The 20,302-nt window shown below is 66.2% G+C and carries 19 protein-coding genes; 9 read left to right on the top strand and 10 right to left on the bottom strand.

Features of this window, described 5'->3' with window-relative positions:
* Nucleotides 1-62: 62 nt before the first annotated feature.
* Nucleotides 63-932 carry a DMT family transporter gene (locus tag MST27_RS01650; protein ID WP_420864206.1) on the top strand — a complete coding sequence of 290 codons (870 nt, stop codon included), beginning with the start codon at nt 63-65 and terminating at the stop codon, nt 930-932.
* On the opposite strand, the gene MST27_RS01645 is transcribed toward MST27_RS01650, so the two are convergent.
* The 3 genes from MST27_RS01645 to MST27_RS01635 all read right to left on the bottom strand — a co-directional run bounded on the left by MST27_RS01645 (nt 929) and on the right by MST27_RS01635 (nt 5,055).
* Nucleotides 929-2,302 carry a GTPase/DUF3482 domain-containing protein gene (locus MST27_RS01645; protein ID WP_243604264.1) on the bottom strand — a complete coding sequence of 458 codons (1,374 nt, stop codon included), beginning with the start codon at nt 2,300-2,302 and terminating at the stop codon, nt 929-931. The two genes, MST27_RS01650 and MST27_RS01645, sit on opposite strands and share 4 nt — an antisense overlap.
* Before the next feature lie 69 nt (nt 2,303-2,371).
* Entirely contained in the window at nt 2,372-3,775 is a 1,404-nt protein-coding gene (locus MST27_RS01640) for a DUF2868 domain-containing protein (RefSeq protein WP_243604263.1), read from the bottom strand.
* A 158-nt stretch (nt 3,776-3,933) separates the two neighbouring features.
* Nucleotides 3,934-5,055, bottom strand: a complete 1,122-nt coding sequence (locus MST27_RS01635; protein ID WP_243604262.1) for a glycerophosphodiester phosphodiesterase — start codon at nt 5,053-5,055, stop codon at nt 3,934-3,936.
* A gap of 154 nt (nt 5,056-5,209) precedes the next feature.
* On the opposite strand from MST27_RS01635, the gene MST27_RS01630 reads away from it, so the two are divergent.
* A complete protein-coding gene (locus tag MST27_RS01630; RefSeq protein ID WP_243604261.1) occupies nt 5,210-5,725 on the top strand; it encodes a dihydrofolate reductase in 516 nt (171 codons plus the stop codon).
* A gap of 84 nt (nt 5,726-5,809) precedes the next feature.
* The gene (locus MST27_RS01625; protein ID WP_243604260.1) at nt 5,810-6,457 is read left to right on the top strand and encodes a YitT family protein; all 648 of its coding nucleotides are present in this window, start codon (nt 5,810-5,812) and stop codon (nt 6,455-6,457) included.
* Nucleotides 6,458-6,543: 86 nt separating this feature from the next.
* Here the strand turns inward: MST27_RS01625 and MST27_RS01620 are convergent, their stop codons facing one another.
* Nucleotides 6,544-6,999, bottom strand: coding sequence for a metallophosphoesterase family protein (locus MST27_RS01620; protein WP_243604259.1), 456 nt, complete (start codon nt 6,997-6,999; stop codon nt 6,544-6,546).
* 102 nt (nt 7,000-7,101) lie between these two features.
* Here MST27_RS01620 and MST27_RS01615 point away from each other — a divergent pair, with 102 nt between their 5' ends.
* On the top strand, nt 7,102-8,205 hold the full coding sequence (locus MST27_RS01615; RefSeq protein ID WP_243604258.1) for an NAD(P)/FAD-dependent oxidoreductase: 1,104 nt from the start codon (nt 7,102-7,104) through the stop codon (nt 8,203-8,205).
* Between the two features lie 93 nt (nt 8,206-8,298).
* A complete protein-coding gene (locus MST27_RS01610) occupies nt 8,299-10,032 on the top strand; it encodes a DUF4153 domain-containing protein (protein ID WP_243604257.1) in 1,734 nt (577 codons plus the stop codon).
* Between the two features lie 52 nt (nt 10,033-10,084).
* Here the strand turns inward: MST27_RS01610 and ilvD are convergent, their stop codons facing one another.
* Nucleotides 10,085-11,923 carry a dihydroxy-acid dehydratase gene (gene ilvD, locus MST27_RS01605; protein WP_243604256.1) on the bottom strand — a complete coding sequence of 613 codons (1,839 nt, stop codon included), beginning with the start codon at nt 11,921-11,923 and terminating at the stop codon, nt 10,085-10,087.
* A 442-nt stretch (nt 11,924-12,365) separates the two neighbouring features.
* Between ilvD and MST27_RS01600 the strand changes: the two genes are divergently transcribed.
* Nucleotides 12,366-13,214, top strand: coding sequence for a poly(ethylene terephthalate) hydrolase family protein (locus MST27_RS01600; RefSeq protein ID WP_243604255.1), 849 nt, complete (start codon nt 12,366-12,368; stop codon nt 13,212-13,214).
* Between the two features lie 54 nt (nt 13,215-13,268).
* Here the strand turns inward: MST27_RS01600 and MST27_RS01595 are convergent, their stop codons facing one another.
* Complete coding sequence (locus MST27_RS01595; RefSeq protein WP_243604254.1) at nt 13,269-14,465, bottom strand: class I SAM-dependent rRNA methyltransferase; 1,197 nt, start codon at nt 14,463-14,465, stop codon at nt 13,269-13,271.
* A gap of 223 nt (nt 14,466-14,688) precedes the next feature.
* Nucleotides 14,689-15,228: a type 1 glutamine amidotransferase domain-containing protein gene (locus MST27_RS01590; RefSeq protein ID WP_243604253.1), complete on the bottom strand. Its 540-nt coding sequence runs from the start codon at nt 15,226-15,228 to the stop codon at nt 14,689-14,691.
* A gap of 117 nt (nt 15,229-15,345) precedes the next feature.
* On the opposite strand from MST27_RS01590, the gene MST27_RS01585 reads away from it, so the two are divergent.
* The 3 genes from MST27_RS01585 (at nt 15,346) to MST27_RS01575 (ending at nt 17,533) form a co-directional block, all read left to right on the top strand.
* Nucleotides 15,346-16,209, top strand: a complete 864-nt coding sequence (locus MST27_RS01585) for an HDOD domain-containing protein (protein ID WP_243604252.1) — start codon at nt 15,346-15,348, stop codon at nt 16,207-16,209.
* 53 nt (nt 16,210-16,262) lie between these two features.
* On the top strand, nt 16,263-17,075 hold the full coding sequence (gene mutM / locus MST27_RS01580; RefSeq protein ID WP_243604251.1) for a bifunctional DNA-formamidopyrimidine glycosylase/DNA-(apurinic or apyrimidinic site) lyase: 813 nt from the start codon (nt 16,263-16,265) through the stop codon (nt 17,073-17,075).
* Between the two features lie 116 nt (nt 17,076-17,191).
* Nucleotides 17,192-17,533 (top strand): multidrug transporter, encoded by a 342-nt coding sequence (locus MST27_RS01575; RefSeq protein ID WP_243604250.1) that lies wholly within the window; start codon nt 17,192-17,194, stop codon nt 17,531-17,533.
* A 192-nt stretch (nt 17,534-17,725) separates the two neighbouring features.
* Here the strand turns inward: MST27_RS01575 and MST27_RS01570 are convergent, their stop codons facing one another.
* The 3 genes from MST27_RS01570 to MST27_RS01560 form a co-directional block, all read right to left on the bottom strand.
* The gene (locus tag MST27_RS01570) at nt 17,726-17,977 is read right to left on the bottom strand and encodes a YfhL family 4Fe-4S dicluster ferredoxin (protein WP_193680939.1); all 252 of its coding nucleotides are present in this window, start codon (nt 17,975-17,977) and stop codon (nt 17,726-17,728) included.
* Between the two features lie 120 nt (nt 17,978-18,097).
* Nucleotides 18,098-18,580, bottom strand: coding sequence for a pantetheine-phosphate adenylyltransferase (gene coaD / locus MST27_RS01565; RefSeq protein ID WP_243604249.1), 483 nt, complete (start codon nt 18,578-18,580; stop codon nt 18,098-18,100).
* 171 nt (nt 18,581-18,751) lie between these two features.
* Entirely contained in the window at nt 18,752-20,182 is a 1,431-nt protein-coding gene (locus tag MST27_RS01560; protein WP_243604248.1) for a coniferyl aldehyde dehydrogenase, read from the bottom strand.
* Nucleotides 20,183-20,302: the final 120 nt, after the last annotated feature.

Here is a 20,302-nt window from a genome sequence, read left to right as displayed (position 1 = left end):
AGAGGAGAGGACATATGCAGGGGCACGCTACGACGCATCGCACTATCGGGCTGGCAGACGCCATGCTTCTGCTCGTAGCCATCATCTGGGGCAGCAGTTACGCAGTGGCCAAGCAGGCCCTGTGGTTCTACCCGGTGCTCGGTTTCCTGGCGATACGCTTCGGGCTGACCTTCGTTCTGCTCCTGCCGCAGCTACGCGGCGACGGGCGGCGGGCGGTTCGCCCCGGAGTGCCGCTGGGCCTGGTGATGCTGGGCATCTTTCTCTGCGAAACCTGGGGCGTGATGCTGACCACCGCCAGCAACGCGGCATTCCTCATCAGCCTCTGCGTGGTATTCACGCCTTTCGTGGAGTGGATGATGCTGCGCCAGCGCCCAAGCGGTTTGCTGTTTGCGGCCAGCGTCCTGTCCGTGGTTGGTGTCTGGCTGCTGACGGGGGGAGTGGGGATGACGCTCAATCTGGGTGACGGCCTGATGCTCGCGGCCGCGCTGCTGCGCGCCGTGCTCGTCTGCCTGACCAGGCGCCTGACGGCCAGTGAGCAGGTGCCGCCGCTCGCCCTGACGGCGGTGCAGAGCGGCGTGGTGGCCTCGGGCTGCCTGCTGCTGGGGGTGTCGCTGCCCGGTGGTTTGCCGGCCTTGCCGACGAGCCCCGTTTTCTGGAGCGCGGCCCTGTACCTGGTGGGGTTCGCCACCCTGTTTGCGCTCTATGTGCAGAACCGCGCGCTGGGGCGGACCAGCGCGACGCGGGTGTCGCTGCTGATGGGTTCCGAGCCGCTGTTCGGCGCCCTGATTGCCGGGCTCTGGCTGGGCGAGCGGCTAGGCTTGCAAGGCTGGCTCGGCGGGCTGCTGATCCTCGCCGCCACCTTCTGTGCCCTGCGCTCAGCGGCGCGCCCGACATCGTCGCAGCCCGGGCACGCGGCGTCGGCGCCTGCCTAGCTGTCCTGCAGGCTGTTTTGCAGCGCGGCCAGCTGTTGCTGGCGTTCGGCTTGCTCCAGGCGCGCGCCGGGGTTCAGCGACGACCAGTCCGGATGCGCACGGCAACGGTGCAGCGCCTCGGGCAGTCTGCCTTCACGCCAGGCCTTGTCATCCGGCTGATCCAGGCGGATCGCCTCCATCGCGGCATGCCCTCGCGCGGTCAGGGCGCTCAGCAACTGACGCTGGCGCAGGGCGAGCAGGCGCAGCACGGCATCGTCGACGGTCAGCTCGCGCTCGCCCTTGAGCTTGCCAAGCAGCCGGTTGCCGTAATGCCGCGCGGTCTGCGCGCCACCGCCGGCAATCGCACCGAGCAAGGCTGCCGCGCCCAGGGTGATTCCGCCGACCATCAGATCGACCCCGGCGCCGGCTGCCGCGCCCGCGGCCATGCCGCCGCCGATCTTCACGCCGAGTTGTTTGAGGGTTTCCGGATTGAACAGATCGTCGCCCCAGCGGCCGTCGAGCAGGGGCAGATCCGCGGCGGCAGCATCCTGCGGGCGGAACGCGTAGAGGCGCAGCAGCGCGTCGACGCAGCGTTGTTCTCGCGCGCGCACCGCGTCGTGCAATTCGCGTATGGCGCCGCGCTCGAGTTCAGGCTGGGCCGCCACACGGCGCCGGCAGGCGGCGACGTCGATCAGCAGTTCGGCAATCAGCCGATTGCCCTCGCTCAGCCGGGCGATGGCCTGGGCTTCGTGATCGTCGATCAACCGCTGCAACTTGGGACGCGACTGCTCCAGCAGCAGCGCCAGGCTTTCGTAGAGACGCCGCTCGCCGTCGAGCGGTGGTGCGACGCTGTCGAACCGCACCAGCGCATGCAGGCCCAGCCGTGCCAGGGCTTCGCGCCATTGCTCCTCGCGATGCCCGGGCTGGGCGACGAAGTTGAGGACCGGCAGCAAAGGCTTGCCGCAGCCGGCCAGCACCGCCAGCTCGTCCTTGTACTTGGCCAGCACCGGCTCGCGTGCATCGATGACGTAGAGCCCCGCGTCGCTGGCCAAAAGCTGGCGCAGCACCTTGGCCTCCTGTTCGAAGCGCTGGCGCGCCTCGCTGCCTTCGAGAAAACGCGCGGTGCGCGCCGGGCCGTCGAGGCGTTCGCCGGGGCGCTCGATCCGTTCCAGATGGTCGAGCAAGGCGATGGCATCTTCCAGGCCGGGCGTGTCGTACAGCTCCAGCAGCGGTTCGCCATCCACCGATAACCGTGCGCCTTCGACGTGGCGGGTTGTACTGGGCCGATGCGAGACCTCGCCAAAGCCGACGTCCCGGGTCAGGGTGCGCAGCAGTGAGGTCTTGCCGACGTTGGTATGGCCGACCAGGGCAAGGCGCAGAGGTGCGGTCATGATGAAGGCTCCGCTTCATGGGGCTGGCGTGGGAGCGCACGGGCGACCACCCGGCCCCCTCCGAGCGTGTCAGTCATGTCCATGCTCCAGCCAGGTCAATGGTGCGCTGCTGGAATGCGGCAAGGTCAGGCCGTCCAGCGCCCGCTTCCAATCCTGCAGGCGATCACAGTCGAGTGCCTCGCCTGCGGGTGGCTGCATGAGCCAGACGCGGCTTTGGGCGGCGCAACGGCTCAGTTCGCCGATCAGCGCCAGGGTACCCCGGTCCGGCGAACGGCGAGGGTCACAGGCGATGGCCAGGCGCTGCGGGGGGAAGCGGGTCAGTTGGTCGAGCAGTCGGCGGCGCTGCTCGCGATCGTCAAGCACGCCGGCGTCGGCGACGGTGCCGGGCAGCTTGGGCGGCCAGGGCTGGCTCTGATCCAGCTCGATCGCGACCAGCACGGCACCCTCGCTGCCGTCCAGACGGGCACCGGCGGTAGAAATGGGTAAGCGGTCGGGTGCGGCATCGCTGATGCCCAGGCGCTCGCTGGGTGGCTGCAAGCGTTCGCGCAGCAGGCGGTAGGCGGGCAACTGGAGGTCCAGACCCAGCGCGGCGCGCCCGCGCCGCCAATGCCAGTGGCAGAACAGCGCGAGCAGCAAGCGTGGCAACAATCCATAGATCAGCACCACACCGATCAGCCAACCGGCCCAGCTCTGACGAGCGCCCTCGGCGCCGCTCTGCAGCGCGCCGCTTGCCCGGATCTGTTCGATGTCCGGCACGCTGAAGCCGAGCAGCGCGGGCAACGTGCCGAGCGACTGGGTCAGGTTGATGAAAGTGCTTTCGCCAAGGATGGTGGTTTCCCAGACGAAGCCATAGCGCCGCGTGGCGAGCAGCGCGAGCAGGGTCAGGACGGCGCTGGCCATTGCCGTCAACCACAGGCCGTGCACGCCGAGCCCCAGCAACCACCGGCCCAGACGCCGCTGCTCAAGCACCACCAGCAAGGCCGGCGCCAGTTGCGCGGCGCGTGCATCGCGGGCGAGTTTTTCGCTGAGCCAGAGCCACAGGCGGCCCAGTGCACCGCCGGCGTCGCCCGCCAGCAGAAAACCCAGCAGCCAGCCCAGCAGCGTCAAGAGATTCAGCCCGAGCAGGCTACCCAGTGCCCAGAACACGTTGACCGGCCGCACGCCGTCGCCCAGCGCCGCCAGGGCGAGCCCCGCGCCGGTGATCAGCGCCAGCAGAACGAGCACGATGCCGGCCAGCTTCGCCCCTTGGCGCCAATGACGCAGCGCCTCGATCAGGCCGTCACGGCGCGCCAGCCACAGCGCGCGGTATTGGATCAATTCCGACAACGCGCCGCCCTGCGCACGGGCCAGACGATTGGCCTCGGCATCATCGAGCGGCCCGGCATGCTCTTCGCGCAGGCGGATGGCTTCGGTCAGCCAGAGGCGGTCGAGTGGAGGGATTGGCTCAGCAGCGGGTGATGAGGGAGCGGGCACGCGGCTTCTCGTGGAGGGGCTTGGTTCTGAGAATAACGTTGCTCGCCGGAAGAGTGAAATCGGTCAAGTCGCCAGGGCGGAGGGTGCTGCACCGCCATCCGCCAGTGATTGGCCGGGGCGGCTTCCCTGCCGCCATTCTTTCTTTGTTCTCCTGACCGTCATTCGGCCTGAGCGCGAACCTTCACTGCGATGTCCGGCTGGTCGATGAACAGGCCGTCGATGCCGGCGTCGAGGTACGCCCGGATGTCGGCTTCGATGTCGCCGCGTTCGGACGGTTCGTCGCCGTTGCGAAGGTTGGTCGGCAGGAAGGTGTTTTCCGCGCGGAAGGTGTAGGGGTGCACTTTCAGGCCAGCGGCGTGGGCATTCGGCACGAAGTCGGTGGGCTCGCCGAGGTTGCCATTGGCGTCGCGCGGGATGATGTAGCTTTTCTCCGGGCCGACGCCCGCGGCATATCGGGCGATCGCCTTGAGGCCGTCGGCTGTCGCCATCTTCGCGTAGGTCAGGTCGCTGCCGCGCACCTGCTGGTCATACGGCTGACCGCCGCCGAACAGTTGCACCAGGCGTAGCTGGGTCAGGCGGCTCAGCGTTTTGAGGTTATCGACTTCGAACGACTGGATATAGACCGGCGCGTTGCGCCCAGCGTAGCCGTTGCGGTGCAGGGTGCGTACAAGCGGCCGCTCCATGGCCAGACCGAGCTGCTGGAAGTGCGTCGAGTGCTTGGTCTCGATATACAGGCCGATGCGGCGGCGCTCGCTGAGCTGCATGGTTTTCACCAAATCGATGATTTCCTGCAGGGTCGGGATCTCCAGGCTGCCATCCATGCGGGCGTTTCCGGGCCGGATGTCAGGGATGCGTTCGATGGCGCGCAGGGTTTTAAGCTCGGCCAGGGTGAAGTCTTCGCTGAACCAGCCGGTCAGGCTGACACCGTCGACCTCCTGGGTACGCTTGCGATCAGCGAATTCGGGATGATCGGCGACATCCGTGGTCAGGCCCAGCTCGTTGTCGTGACGAGCGACCAGCTGGCCATCACGGGTCATTACCAGGTCCGGTTCGATGTAGTCGGCGCCTTGCAGAATGGCCAGTGCATAGGAGGCCAGGGTGTGCTCCGGTACGTAGCCGCTGGCGCCACGGTGGGCGATGACCAGCGGGGTGGGCTCGTCTCGGGCGTTCGATTTGGCGGCATTCGACGAATCGGGCGAGGCGGCGAACGCGGCGGCGGGCAGCAGGAGGCTGCAGGCAGCGAGCAGGTGGCGCAGGGTGATGCGGCTGTGGCGGACCATGCGGGACGTCTCCGTCGGAAGGGGGAGCGGTCAGCCTGCAGGCTATCAGTGACGAGCGTTTGACGCTCAGGTGGCCGCCGAGTGACCGTTTCGTGATGCTGACGTGTCGCTGGCGCCGCTGACGGTCGCAAGGGCCTCTGCTATCCTCGCCGCCATGACCCAGACCCCATTCCCCCTCGCGATGATCGCGGCGCTCGCGGACAACCGCGTCATCGGCCGCGATAACCGGATGCCCTGGCATCTGTCCGCCGATCTCAAGCATTTCAAGGCGATGACCCTTGGCAAGCCCATCGTCATGGGCCGCAAGACCTGGGATTCGCTCGGCCGCCCGCTGCCGGGCCGGCTCAACCTGGTCGTCAGCCGCCAGCCGGGCCTGCAGCTCGAGGGTGCCGAGACCTTCACCTCGCTCGATGCCGCGCTGGTCCGCGCCGAGCAATGGGCGCGCGGGCAGGGCGTGGACGAGGTGATGCTGATCGGTGGCGCGCAGCTCTATGCGCAGGCACTGCAGCGGGCACAGCGCCTGTACCTGACGCGCATCCACGCAACCCCAGAAGGTGACGCCTTCTTCCCGGCCTTCGACGAGACGCAGTGGCAGCGGGTCGACAGCCAGGCCCATCCGGCTGAAGGCGATGCGCCCGCCTACCGCTTCGAGACCTGGCAGCGCAGCTGATCGATCCGTTCTGATTGATCGACGCCAATTCCGATGTTGGCGTCAGGCGATAGGCTTGCCCGACAGCCGCCGACGAGAATTCACATGCCACATCACCCGCCCGATACCGCCCCGGCCGAGGCCGTCGCGCCGCTCTTCGTCCGTCACCCGCTCTGGGAAGACGCGCTGGCCATTGTGCTCGGCACGGCAATGGTCGCGCTGGGCATCGCCTTCTATGCCCATGCCGGCTTGCTCACCGGTGGCACCGTCGGGCTCGCATTCCTGGCGACATACCTGGCTGGCTGGCCCTTCGGCCTGGTGTTCTTCCTGCTCAACGTGCCGTTTTACCTGTTGGCGATCTGGCGCATGGGTTGGCGTTTCACCGTGCGTACCATGGGGGCGGTTGGGCTGGTGGCGTTGCTGGCGGAGCTGACGCCCGGCTGGATTCGCTTTGCCGAGCTGAATGTCTACTACGCCGCCCTGTTCGGTGGCTTCGCCATGGGCGTCGGCCTGCTGATGCTGTTCCGTCACCGCGCCAGCCTCGGCGGGGTGAACATCCTTGCGCTCTATCTGCAGGAGCGGTTCGGGCTGCGTGCCGGGGCGTTCCAGATGGGCGTCGACGCAGCCATCGTGCTGACCGCGGTGTTCGTCGTGCCGTTGGACAAGGTCGCGCTCTCGGTATTGGGCGCAGTGGCGCTGAACCTGGTGCTGGCGATCAACCATCGCGCCGATCGCTACATGGGCGTCAGCTGAGGCGTGCAAGGGCCTTCGCCTCGTTGAGCGGTGGATACCGTTGATGCGCCCCGTGGGAGCGGAGGTCGTTCGCCCCGCGGTGCAACTCAACCCAGGGTCACCAGTTGCGCCCGGGGCTGGCCGTCTTCGATGTCCAGCAAGGCCAGGCTGATCGGCAGTTTGAAGCGTCGGCGACCGGCGCTGCCGGGATTCAGGTAGAGCACGCCGCCGATTTCCTCGATCTTCGGTTGATGGGAATGCCCGCTGATTACCACGTCGAAGCCTTCGATGGCCGGATCGAGGGTCATCGCCTTCAGGTCGTGCGTGACATGGATGCGCACGCCGCCCACCTGAAGGTCGAGGTGTTCGGGAAGGCCTTCGGCCCAGCTATCGCTGTCGACGTTTCCGCGGATCGCATCCAGCGGGGCGAGGGCTCGAAGAGCGGACAGGACGTCCGGTTTGCCGATGTCTCCCGCGTGGATGAGGCGGTCGCAATCCTGCAGCAGTGCCGTGGCCTCAGGCCGCAGCAGGCCGTGGGTGTCGGAAATGACGCCAATACGCATGATGGTCGCGTTCTCCTGTGTGCCTGAGGATTGGGCAATTGAAGCTTGGCCGCGGTTCGATCTTGCGGCAGTCTGGCGCTCGCCTGGCACAAGGGGAAGAAAATGGAGCGGGTCGATTGCGTGGTCATCGGGGCGGGCGTGGTAGGGCTTGCCGTGGCGCGGGCGCTGGCGCAGGCCGGTCGCGAGGTGCTGATACTGGAGGCGGAGGGTGCCATCGGCACCGGCACGAGTTCACGCAACAGTGAAGTCATTCATGCCGGTATCTACTATCCGCAGGGTTCGTTGAAGGCGCGTTTGTGCGTGGCCGGGCGGGATGCGTTGTATGCGTTCTGTGACAGCCATGGCGTGCCCTATCGGCGCTGCGGCAAGCTCATCGTTGCGACTGACACCACGCAGCTGGCCGGCCTCGACCAACTGCAGGCACACGCGGCGGCCAACGGCGTGGCCGATCTGCAGCGGCTCGGCGCGGCGGAAATCCTGGGGCTGGAGCCGCAGCTGGCCGCCGTCGCCGGGCTGCTTTCACCCAGCACCGGCATCGTCGATAGCCACGCCCTGATGTTGGCGCTGCAGGGCGATGCCGAGGCGGCTGGTGCGCTGCTCGCGCTGCACGCTCCGGTTGCCCGCCTGGAGGTATTGGCGACGGGTTTGCGCGTCGAGGTCGGCGGCGAAACGCCAATGAGCCTGCACGCGGCCAGCGTGGTCAACTGCGCCGGCCATGGCGCGCCGCTCATCGCCGCACAGACCGTCGGCCTGGCACCCGAGTCGGTGCCGCCGCGCTATTTCGCCAAGGGCAGTTATTTCAGCCTGGCAACCGCGACGCCTTTCCGTCACCTCGTCTATCCGCTGCCCGAACCGGGCGGGCTCGGCGTCCACCTGACCCTGGATATGGGCGGTCAGGCCCGTTTCGGCCCGGATGTGGAATGGATCGACGGCCTCGATTATCAGCTTGACGAGCATCGGGCCGAGGGCTTCTACGCCGCCATCCGGCGCTACTGGCCCGGTCTGCCGGATGGCGCACTGCAACCGGCCTATACCGGTATCCGACCAAAGATCAGCGGGCCCGGCGAGCCGGCAGCGGATTTTCGCATCGATGGCCCGACACGGCATGGCGTGCCCGGTCTGGTGAATCTGTTCGGCATCGAGTCGCCCGGCCTGACTTCGGCATTGGCGATTGGCGACCACGTGCGCGATCTGCTGACGAGCTGATCACGCCCCGCGCGCGTCGCGTTGCGGCGCGACCTTGTCCGGCGGCACACTGCGGCGCCGCCTCGCATCGGGCGGCCGGTCAGGGAGGTGTGCATGCAAGCGTCGACTGAAAATCGCCCATTGGGGATCTACCTGCTGATCGGGCTCGTGCAGGGCCTGGCGCTCTGGATCGCAAGCGAGGGCTGGCCACAGGGCGTCGCCTGGCGCGCGCTCTGCTCGGCGCTGCTGGTATTCACGGTGATCGGCGGCTGGCAGCTGCAGTTGATGTGGGGCGCGCTGCGCGAAGCCGGTCGCGGCCCGCGGATACTGCTCGCGGCACTGTTGCCGGCCTTGCTGGCCGCCGCCCTGGCGGTGCAGTTCGACCAGCCACGCTGGTACTACCTGGACGAGACCAGTGGCACCCTGCTGTTGTGGAGCAACTTGCTGCTGGCCTTCCTGCTGACGCCCTTCATCCAGGCCCTCGAGCCGGAGCGGCGGGGGCGCGCTGAGTACGCCACGCTCTACCGCCATGCGGTGAACAATGGGCTGCTGCTGTTCATCGCGCAGCTGTTGCTGCTGGTGTTCTGGCTGCTGATCCTGCTTTGGGCCGGGCTGTTCAAGCTGGTCGGCATCGAGGCCTTCGAGACCTTCTTCGAATCGGCCGGCTTTGTCTGGATCGCCAGCGCCACCGTCTTCGCCCTCGGCCTGTGGATCGGCCTGGAGCGCGGTCAGATGGTCGATGCACTGCGCAACGGTGTGCAGGCCATGTGCCGGTTTCTGCTGCCGCTGACGACCCTGATCCTGCTGCTGTTCCTCCTGTTTCTGCCATTCACTGGCGTCGGCCCGCTCTGGGCGACGCGGCATGCGACGCCGATCCTGCTGACCCTGGCCTTCGCGCACCTCGTGTTGCTCAACGGTGTGGTGCAGGACGGCCGGCAGCCCAGCCCCTATCCACGCCCGCTGCGCCTGCTGATCGAGGCCAGCGCGCATGGCCTGCCGATCCTGACGGGCCTGGCAGCCTATGCGCTCTGGCTGCGTATCGACCAGTACGGGCTGACCCCCGAGCGGGTGTTCGCCGCCGTCGCCACGCTGATGGCCGTGCTTCATGCGCTGGCGTTGGCCACGGCCGTATGGCGGCGCGGCGGCGGCTGGCTTTGCGGGCTGCGCACGAGCAACCCGGCCTTGGCGTTGTTCGCCGCACTGCTGCTGGTCGGGTTGCACGTTCCGCCGCTGAGCCCGTTGCAGCTCAGTGCGGCCAGTCAGTACGGGCGCCTGCTCGATGCCGGCGTGCCGCTCGAACGCACCGATCTGGGCGCCTTGAGGTTTCAGCTCGGCGAACCGGGGCGCACACAGCTGGCGCGGCTTCGTCAACGGCTTGCCGGTCCCGACTTGGAACCGGCGCGGGTGGAAGCGCTGCAGATCGAGCTGCAACGCCTCGACGAGGCGGACAGCTACTGGGGCTGGCGCCGTGAGCAGACGGTCGCCCTGGCGCCGCCGGTCAGCTGGATCGGCGAGGCGCTGGCCGACGAGGGTGGCTCGCTCGCGCGCGCCGTGGCGCCGCAGGACTGCGCGGATGACTGCCGATTGTTCGCGATCGATCTCGACGGCGACGGCCAGTCCGAAGCGCTGCTGTTGCGGGGCGAGCGCCTGCGCATCGTTCCGGTGCTGCAGCGCAATGCGGCCGGCGATTGGCGCTGGATCGGCCAGTTGCGCGTCGCCGGAGGCCAGGCCCTGGATGGCGACACGCTGGCCGAGCAGTTGCGCGCCGGCGAGGTGGAGCGGGTCGTGCCGCGCTACCAGGCGCTGCGGATCGGCGACCTGCGTCTGGAACCATCGATCTCCGAGTAGAACGAAAAAGCCCGACACGAGGTCGGGCTTTTTTGATCCGCGAACCCGCCGATCAGTCGTCCAGCATCGCCTTGTTGCGCACCGCGCCCTTGTCGGCACTGGTCGCCAGCAGGGCGTAGGCCTTGAGTGCGGTGGTCACCTTCCGCGTGCGCGGCTTGGCCGGCTTCCAGCCGAGCTTGTCCTGCTCGATGCGGCGGTGGGCGAGCTCTTCGTCCGACACCAGCAGGTTGATGCTGCGATTGGGGATGTCGATCAGCACCTTGTCACCGTCGCGCACCAGGCCGATGGCGCCACCCGACGCGGCTTCCGGCGAGGCATGGCCGATCGACAGGCCCGAGGTGCCGCCGGAGAAGCGGCCGTCGGTGAGCAGGGCGCATTCCTTGCCGAGTCCCTTGGACTTCAGATAGGAGGTCGGGTAGAGCATTTCCTGCATCCCCGGGCCACCCTTCGGACCTTCGTAGCGGATGATGACGATGTCACCGGCCTTCACCTCGTCGCCGAGGATGCCCTTGACCGCGGCGTCCTGGCTTTCGAAGACCTTGGCCGTGCCTTCGAACACGTGGATGGATTCGTCCACGCCGGCGGTCTTCACCACGCAGCCATCCAGCGCGATGTTGCCGTAGAGCACCGCCAGGCCGCCTTCCTGCGAATAGGCATGTTCGACGCTGCGAATGCAGCCATTGGCGCGGTCATCGTCGAGGCTGTCCCAGCGCGTTGACTGGCTGAAGGCGGTCTGCGTCGGGATACCGGCCGGACCCGCGCGGAAGAAGGTATGCACGGCTTCGTCCTGCGTCTGGGTGATGTCCCAGCGGGCAATCGCTTCTTCCATGCTCGGGCTGTGCACGGTAGGCACGTCGGTATGCAGCAGGCCGCCGCGGGCGAGTTCGCCGAGGATGGAGAAGATGCCGCCGGCGCGGTGCACGTCTTCCATGTGGTACTTCTGGATGTTCGGCGCCACCTTGCACAATTGCGGCACCTTGCGCGACAACGCGTCGATGGCGCGCAGGTCGAAGTCGACCTCGGCCTCCTGGGCGGCGGCCAGCAGGTGCAGGATGGTATTGGTCGAGCCACCCATGGCGATGTCCAGGGTCATGGCGTTCTCGAAGGCGCGGATATTGGCGATGTTGCGCGGCAGTACCGATTCGTCGCCTTCACCGTAGTAACGCTGGCACAGCTCGACGGCCAGGCGTCCGGCGCGCAGGAACAGCTGTTCACGGTCGGAGTGGGTGGCGAGCGTCGAGCCGTTGCCCGGCAGGGCCAGGCCCAGGGCTTCGGTCAGACAGTTCATCGAGTTGGCCGTGAACATGCCCGAGCAGCTGCCGCAGGTCGGGCAGGCGCTGCGCTCGTATTCAGCGACCTTCTCGTCGGACGCCGAGCTGTCGGCGGCGATGACCATGGCGTCGACCAAGTCCAGGCCGTGGCTGGCGAGCTTGGTCTTGCCGGCTTCCATCGGGCCACCGGAGACGAACACCACCGGGATGTTCAGGCGCAGGGCGGCCATCAGCATGCCGGGGGTGATCTTGTCGCAGTTGGAGATGCAGACGATGGCGTCGGCGCAGTGCGCGTTGACCATGTATTCGACCGAGTCGGCGATGATCTCGCGCGAAGGCAGCGAATAAAGCATGCCGTCGTGTCCCATGGCGATGCCGTCGTCGACCGCGATGGTGTTGAACTCCTTGGCCACGCCACCGGCCTTTTCGATCTCGCGGGCGACCAGCTGGCCCAGATCCTTCAGGTGGACGTGACCGGGCACGAACTGGGTGAAGGAGTTGGCGATGGCGATGATCGGCTTCTTGAAGTCTTCATCCTTCATGCCGGTGGCGCGCCACAGGGCACGGGCGCCGGCCATGTTGCGGCCGTGGGTGGAGGTTTTCGAACGATAGTCAGGCATGACGGTTCCTGCGGCTAATCAACGGGTCGAATGGTGCTTATGGTGAGCTGCGTGCAACGGAAGGTGACCGTGCGTGCGGATGGGCCGGGACGAGGCGGGTAGGGCTCGTGCGGCCGGGGCTCACTGGCCCGCCGGCGGATGGTGGCGAGGAATGCACCTGATTCTACGCGCGTTCCCGCGAGCGGGCCAGGCGACGTGATCACCGGCGCCCCGTCATCAACACTGCAATTGATGACGCGTCATTCAGGCGCCCTGATTGTGCCCGTTCGTCCTGCCATCCAGCCCATTCGGTGGCCTCCCCGCTCCGGCTGGCTAGGGTTGTCTCGGCCGCCTGGGCCTGCGCAGTACCCGACGGCGAAGGGCAGGCGCGACATGCCGGCTCGGGTGCCGATCCCGCGTGAGCGTCCGCATGACAATCAGAACAACAAAGAGGAAATGCACCATGCTGAACTTCAGCCTCAGCAGGCCAGCCGTAGCGCTGGGCGCGGCGCTTTGCGGGACTGCCATCGCCGCGCCATTGCCGGATACGCCCGGTACGCCGTTCCCCGGGGTATCTAGCTTCGAGCGCGCCGGGCCCTATGCCACCACCAGCCGCAGCGAAGGCCCCAACTGTCGAATCTACCGCCCGGCCACGCTCGGCCAGAACGGCGTGCGGCATCCCGTGCTGCTCTGGGGAAACGGCACCGGGACGGGGCCGACCGCCTATTCCGGGCTGTTGTCGCACTGGGCGAGCCACGGGTTCGTGGTCGCCGCGGCGGAGACCTCAAACGCCGGAACGGGTCAGCAGATGCTGGCCTGCCTCGATTACCTGGTGCAGGAGAGCAACCGGACCTTCGGCACCTACGTCGGCGTGCTCAATACCGGGCGGGTGGGCACCTCAGGCCATTCCCAGGGTGGCGGTGGATCGATCATGGCGGGGCAGGACGATCGCGTCAGCGTGACCGCACCCATCCAGCCATACACCATAGGCCTGGGGCACGATTCATCATCGCAACGCAATCAGAACGGCCCGATGTTTCTCATGTCCGGCGGTGGCGACACTATTGCCTTCCCCTATCTGAATGCGCAGCCGGTCTACAGCCGGGCGAACGTTCCGGTGTTCTGGGGTGAACGGCGTTATGTGAGTCATTTCGAACCGGTCGGCGACGGTGGCGCCTACCGCGAACCGTCCACGGCCTGGTTCCGTTATCACCTGATGGAGGATGAAACGGCTCGGGATACCTTCTACGGCCGGTTCTGCAGCCTGTGTACGAGCCTGCTGTGGACGGAGCAGCGCAAGGGCATCGAGTAGTCGCCGTGCGGCCCTCGCGTACCGCTCCGGGGGCGAGGGCCGCCGCTGCAGCGATCAGCTGTTGGGGAGGATGCGGCAGGTCAGGCTCTTGATGTAGCGCGTCTCCGGAATGGCCGGATGGACAGGGTGGTCCGGGCCCTGGGCGCCGCGTTCGAGCAGCAGGATGTTGCGGTCCAGGTGCCGTGCGCTGCCGAGCAGGATGTTCTGCAGGTCGTCTTCGGGCAGGTGCATCGAGCAGCTGGCGCTGACCAGGATGCCGTCCTTGTTCAGCAGGCGCATGGCCTGCTCGTTGAGCCGGCGATAGGCCGCCTCGCCGTTCTTCAGGTCCTTTTTGCGCTTGATAAAGGCGGGCGGGTCGGTGATCACCACGTCGAACCGTTCCTCGGCGTTTTTCAGTTCTTTCATCGCTTCGAACGCATCGCCCTCAACGCAGGTCATCTTCTCGGCGACACCATTGAGCGCGGCGTTGCGCTCCACGCCATCCAGGGCGAAGGCCGAAGCATCGACGCAGAAGACTTCGCTGGCACCGAAGGCCGCCGCCTGCACGCCCCATCCGCCGATGTAACTGAACAGATCGAGCACGCGCTTGCCTTTGACGTAGGGCGCCAGGCGCGCACGGTTCATGCGGTGGTCGTAGAACCAGCCGGTCTTTTGGCCTTGCAGCACCGGCGCTTCGAACTTCACGCCGTTCTCTTCCAGCGCCACCCATTCCGGTATCACGCCGAACGCAGTATCGACGTAGCGCTCAAGGCCTTCGGCCTCGCGGGCGCTGGAGTCGTTCTTCCACAGCACGCCGCGCGGCTTCAGCACTTGCACCAGAGCTTCGAGCACGGCGTCGCGGTTACGCTCCATGGTCGCCGAGGCCAACTGCACCACCAGGTGGTCGTGGAAACGGTCCACCACCAGGCCTGGCAGCAGGTCGGAATCACCGTAGATCAGGCGGTAGCAGGGCTGATCGAACAGCCGATCTCGCAGCGACAGCGCGACCTGGATGCGATGCACCAGCAGCGACTTGTCCAGGCTGTGCTTGAGGTCACGTGACAGCAGCCGCGCGCAGATCAGGTTGTTGGGGGAGACGCCGACGATGCCCAATGGCTTGCCGCCGGCCGCCTCGAGAATGGCCTGGTCACCCGGCTGAAAACTGTTCAATGGCGTTGCAGTGGTGTCCACCTCGTTGCTGTACACCCACAGGTGGCCCGCGCGCAGGCGGCGATCGGCATTGGCTTTGAGGCGCAGGCTGGGCAGGGTCATCGGGGCGGCTCCGGGAAAAGGGCGCGATTATAGGGGTAAAAGCCGATTAACGCGCCGGGGAAGAAGGGCGCCGAACGATGCTCGGCGCTGGGCGGAAGGGGCGGTCGAAGCATCCCGCCCCGAAAATACCGAAGCAGCGCTAGGTGAACGTTTCGGCGGACGCGGTGACGCCCGATGCCCCGCGTTCAACCGCAGGCCGCATTCGGCTTCCGGCTTCGTTCCGTCAGGCGGCGAGCGCCTTGATCAAGGCGTCGCTGAAGGCGGGGATGTCGTCCGGTTTGCGGCTGCTGATCAGGTGGCCGTCGACGACCACCTGCTGATCGACCCACTCGGCACCGGCGTTCTTCAGGTCATCGGTCAGCGACGGCCAGCTGGTCATCTTCTTGCCCTTGACCAGGTCGGCCGAGGCCAGCAGCCAGGCGCCATGGCAGATCACCGCGATGGTCTTGTTCGCCCGCGCGGCGTCGCGGACCAGCTCTAGCGCCATCTCGTCGGTGCGGATGGTGTCGGAGTTGACCACGCCGCCCGGTAGCAGCACGGCGTCGTAGTCTTCCATGTGGATGGTGTCGAAGGTCTTGTCGACGTGGAACTTGCTGGCTGGCGTGGTGTGGTTCCAGCCAGTGACTTCGCCATTGGACGCCGAGATGATCTCGGCGACCGCGCCGGCATTTTCCAGCGCTTCCTTCGGGCCGGTCAGCTCGACCTGCTCGAAACCGTCGGTGACCAGGATCGCCACGCGTTTGCCTTTCAGGGTATCGGCCATTTCGTTTCCTCCTCGTCGGATTGCAAATCGGTCTACTTGAAATCCGACCATGAACTCGGCCAAAGTTCGCACTCCTTCCCTAGTGGCCTTGTGCTAGTTGCCGGGCCGAGTCAAACCATGTCCATCGAACTCACCGACGAGCAGATCCGCAGCGTGCTGCAGGGCATCAGCGTTCCCCCGCAGCCGCAGATCATGGTCGACCTGCAGATGGAGCAGGTCATGCCCGACCCGGATCTGCGGGCCATTGCTCGGCTGATCAGTCAGGACCCGGGTCTCTCCGGCGCCCTGCTCAAGACCGTCAACTCGCCGTTCTTCGGCCTTGCCAACCGCATCGCCTCGATCCAGCAGGCGGTCAACCTGCTCGGCTGCCACTCGGTGATCAACCTGATCAACGCCCAGTCGATCCGCGGCGAGCTGACCGATGCGGCCATCGTCACCCTCAACCGCTTCTGGGATTCGGCGCAGGATGTCGCCAGCACCTGTCTGACCCTGGCCAAGCGCATCGGCCATCCTTCGCCCGATGAGGCCTACACCCTCGGGTTGTTCCACAACTGCGGCATTCCGCTGATGCTCGAACGCTTCCCCGGCTACATGGGCATCCTCGAGGAGGCCTACGCCAGCGTGGGGCCGGAGACGCGCATCACCGACGTCGAGAATCGCGTCCTGAACACCAACCATGCGGTGGTCGGCTATTTCGTTGCACGGTCCTGGAAATTGCCGCAGCACCTGTGCGAAGCCATTGCCAACCACCACAACGCGCTGGCGCTGTTCAGCGACGAATGGGGCGATCCGCAGGTAAGGACGCTGCTCGCCATCCTGAAGATGGCCGAGCACATCTGCGCCAGCCATCGCGTGCTCGGCGAGCAGGCGCAAGACCATGAGTGGGAGGCGGTGGCGCAGCGGGTGCTCGAGTACGTCGGGCTGTCGGAGTATGATTTCGAATGCCAGCGCGACAGCATCCGCGAACTGGGGCTGAGCTGACCCGGCCTGGCATGAACTGCTAAGGTCGCCTTCCGTCTGCTTTTGATCCGTCTATGCCTGAATTACCCGAAGTCGAAACCACCCGCCGCGGGATCGCACCGCACCTGGTCGGCCAACGTGTCAGCCGTGTCGTCGTTCGTGATCGGCGGCTGCGCTGGCCGATCCCTGATGACCTCGATGTGCGGCTGTCCGGCCAGCGCATCGAAGCGGTGGAACGCCGCGCCAAATACCTGCTGATCCAGGCGGAAGTCGGCACCCTGATCGCGCACCTGGGCATGTCCGGCAGCTTGCGTCTGGTGCCGGCCGAGCTGCCGCCTGCCAAGCACGAACATGTCGACATCGTTCTCGAGTCGGGCATGGCCCTGCGCTACACGGACCCGCGGCGCTTCGGCGCGCTGTTGTGGAGCGAGGCTCCGCTGAGCCACGTGCTGCTCGCCAGCCTCGGCCCCGAGCCGCTGGACGAAGCCTTCGACGGCGAGCGGCTCTACCAGCTCTCACGCGGGCGTAGCATGGCGGTCAAGCCGTTCATCATGGACAACGCCGTGGTCGTGGGTGTCGGCAACATTTACGCCAGCGAAGCGCTGTTCGCGGCGGGCATCGATCCCCGTCGGGCCGCCGGTGCCATTTCCCGGGCGCGCTATCTGAAACTGGCCGAGGAGATCAAGCGCATCCTGGCCTATGCCATCGAGCGTGGCGGCACGACGCTGCGCGACTTCGTCGGTGGGGATGGCAAGCCGGGCTACTTTCAACAGGAGCTGTTCGTCTATGGACGTGGTGGCGAGTTCTGCAAGAGTTGCGGCTCGACCCTTCGCGAAGTTCGGCTGGGGCAGCGGGCCAGCGTCTATTGCGGCCGTTGCCAGCGATGAGTCCGTACGACTGCCCAGGCATTGACGGCGTTCACGATCAAGCACCCGTGGGCGCTGCTATAGTTGACTGCCACTACAAACACCTGCCTCGTTTCGCCCAGCTGAAGGACCACACCATGAAACTGTTTCGCTCCACTGCTGTTGTCTTGGCCCTGACCACCGGCCTGCTGGCGATGCCGGCCCAGGCGCAATCGACGCATCAGAATGCCAGTGGCGATCCCCTGTACACCGTCGAGGCGCCCAAGGCCTTTTCCATCGTGGGTGATCTGCTGGTCGCGCGCCCGTTGCTGATCGCGGCCACTGCCATCGGGGCGGGTTTGTTTGTCGTCAGTCTGCCGTTCAGCGCCTTGGGTGGCGGCATCAAGGAAACCGGTCAGGCCTTGGTGGTCGAGCCCGGCGCCGCCGCTTTCGCACGCTGCCTGGGTTGCACCCGCGTCGGCTACAACCGCCAGGACTGATCACAAGTCCAGCCTCGGGTCGGCGCCCTGGTCTATCGGCTCCGCCGCTTCAGCGCGTGCGGAGCCGATTCGTTTTGACTGAATGACCGTCGTGCTGCGGCACGCCAGCCGGCAAGAGAAAGCGGTGACATGCGCCCTGGCCGGGCAAACGGAGCGAAAGGGGCGGTCCGGCAGACCGCCGTCTGGCCGTGATCAGGCCTTGCCGGTAATGATGAGATATTTCTGCATCAGTTCGTCCTTGCTCTCGACATTGTTCTCGTCGAGCGGGATGCAATCCACCGGACAGACCTGCTGGCACTGCGGCTCGTCGTAATGGCCGACGCACTCGGTGCAGAGGTTGGGATCGATGACATAGATTTCCTCGCCCTGGGAAATCGCGCTGTTCGGGCACTCGGGCTCGCACACGTCGCAGTTGATGCAGTCATCGGTGATTATCAGGGACATCCAGCAAACTCCAGCTGCGGCACGGGCCGTAGCGCAGGTAATGACGAGCTGCCAATTTTGCCGCATTGGCTCGCCCGGTGCACGCGGCCGATCGCCCTGCTGTCGCCTGCGCCTGTTGCCTCAGCGCGACGCGTAGCGTTCCGACAGGGCTTTCATCACCGAGGGGTGGACGAACTTGCTGACGTCACCACCCAGGCGTGCGATCTCACGCACCAGCGTGGATGAAATGTAGGAGAACTTCTCCGATGGCGTCAGGAACAGGCTCTCCACGTCCGGCACCAGCTGGCGGTTCATATTGGCGAGCTGGAATTCGTACTCGAAGTCGGACACCGCACGCAGGCCGCGCAGCAAAACGTTGGCCTGCTGCTCGATGACGAAGTGGGCCAGCAGCTTGGAAAATCCCAGGACCTTGACGTTCGGCAGGTGCGCTGTCACTTCCTGCGCCAGCGCGACGCGCTGCTCGAGGGGGAACAGCGGGTTCTTGTTCGGGCTGGCCGCAACCGCAATGATCACTTCGTCGAACAGACGCGAGGCGCGTTCGACCAGATCGGTATGGCCCATGGTGATCGGGTCGAAGGTACCCGGATACAACACTCGATTCATCGCGGCGTCCTGACGCATGCGTGGGGGGTGGATGGTAGCGGCTGGGCGTCGGCAGCGTAAAGTATCAATGCCAATGCCGTCCCGATGCCCGCACAATGCCGCTTCATACCTTTTTCTGACTTTTGCACGGTCGACCGGGTTGCACGGGCACACCCAGGGCGGTCGCGGCGATCATCGAACGAATAGTCGCGTGATCAGGCGCTGCAGAGGGCGGCCGTAAGGCGGGTAGATCAGACGGGTTGCGTTGAAGCGCTGCCTGGCGAGCACGCCCTTGGCCTTGCTGAACGTCTGGAAGCCCTCGCGACCATGATACTGGCCCATGCCCGACGGGCCGATACCGCCGAATGGCAGGTCGTGTTGGGCGACGTGCAGCAGGGTATCGTTGAGGCAGACGCCGCCAGCGTGGGTTTCGTACAGCACGCGTCGCTGTTCGGCCTTGTCGTAGCCGAAGTAATACAGCGCCAGCGGGCGGGGGCGCCCATTGACGTAGGCGAGCGCGTCATCGAGTGTGTCGTAGGGCACCACCGGCAGTAGCGGGCCGAAGATCTCGTCCTGCATGAGCGTCATCTGCTCGTTCACGTCCAGCACCAGACAGTGCGGCATGCGCCGTCCCTGCGCGTCGTCATGCAGCGGCAGCACGCGGGCGCCTTTGGCCCGCGCATCGTCCAGATAGCCTTGCAGCCGGGCGAAATGGTGCGGGTTGATGATGCTGGTGTAGTCGGGGTTGCCGGTCAGCGTCGGGTAGAAGCGGCGGACCGCCTGTCGGTAGGCCTCGACGAATTCATCCCGGTGCTGGCGTGGCACCAGGACGTAGTCCGGGGCGACACAGGTCTGTCCGGCATTGAGCGTCTTGCCGAAGGCGATGCGTTCGGCGGCGTGGGCGATGGGAACCTTGGCGGAGACGATGGCCGGAGACTTGCCACCCAGCTCCAGCGTGACGGGGGTCAGGTTGTCCGCTGCGGCACGCATCACCTGGCGGCCGACATGGGTGCTGCCGGTGAAGAGCAGGTGGTCGAATGGCAATCTGGAAAACGCGATGGCGACGTCCGCCTCGCCGAGAACCACGGCGACCTGGTCCTCGGCAAATATCTGTCCCAGCAGTTGTTTAAGGAGCTGCCCGGTCGCCGGTGTGGCCTCGCTCATTTTCAGCATCACCCGGTTACCGGCGGCCAGCGCGCCGATCAGGGGGCCGATGGCGAGGTACAACGGGTAATTCCAGGGGACGATGATCCCGACCACCCCCAGCGGCTGGTAAATCACTCGCGCGCGGGCAGGCTGGAACGCGAGGCCGACAGCGCGCGATGAAGACTTCATCCAGCGGCGCAGATGGCGCTGCGCATGACGGATGCCGTGCAGACTCGGCATGATTTCGGCCAGACGGGTTTCATCGGCGGAACGATGGCCAAAGTCCTGGCTGATCGCGTCGATCACCGCCTGCTGATGCGTCGCGAGCAGATCATGCAGGGCCTCGAGCCATTGCAGCCGCGCTTCGCTGTCCGGATACGGATTCGCGGTAAACGCCCTGCGCTGGCGCTCGAGGATCGATGGCAGCCGCTCGATGACGAGATGCGTCTGGTCCAGGTAGGCGATGTCGACGAGCACGGGGCGAGCTCCGGGGTGGCGTCGAATCTGTTTAGAGTGATTGCTCTAACCTGTCAATCGGGCTGTGCCGTGAGCTGCTTCCAGGTTACCGTTGCGCCTTGCCCAGCCGACACCGCCTCC

This window comes from Stutzerimonas marianensis, from assembly GCF_022810315.1.
GTDB lineage: Bacteria > Pseudomonadota > Gammaproteobacteria > Pseudomonadales > Pseudomonadaceae > Stutzerimonas > Stutzerimonas marianensis.
Note: the sequence above shows the minus strand (reverse complement) of the source record. Positions and strands in the feature narration are given on the sequence as shown.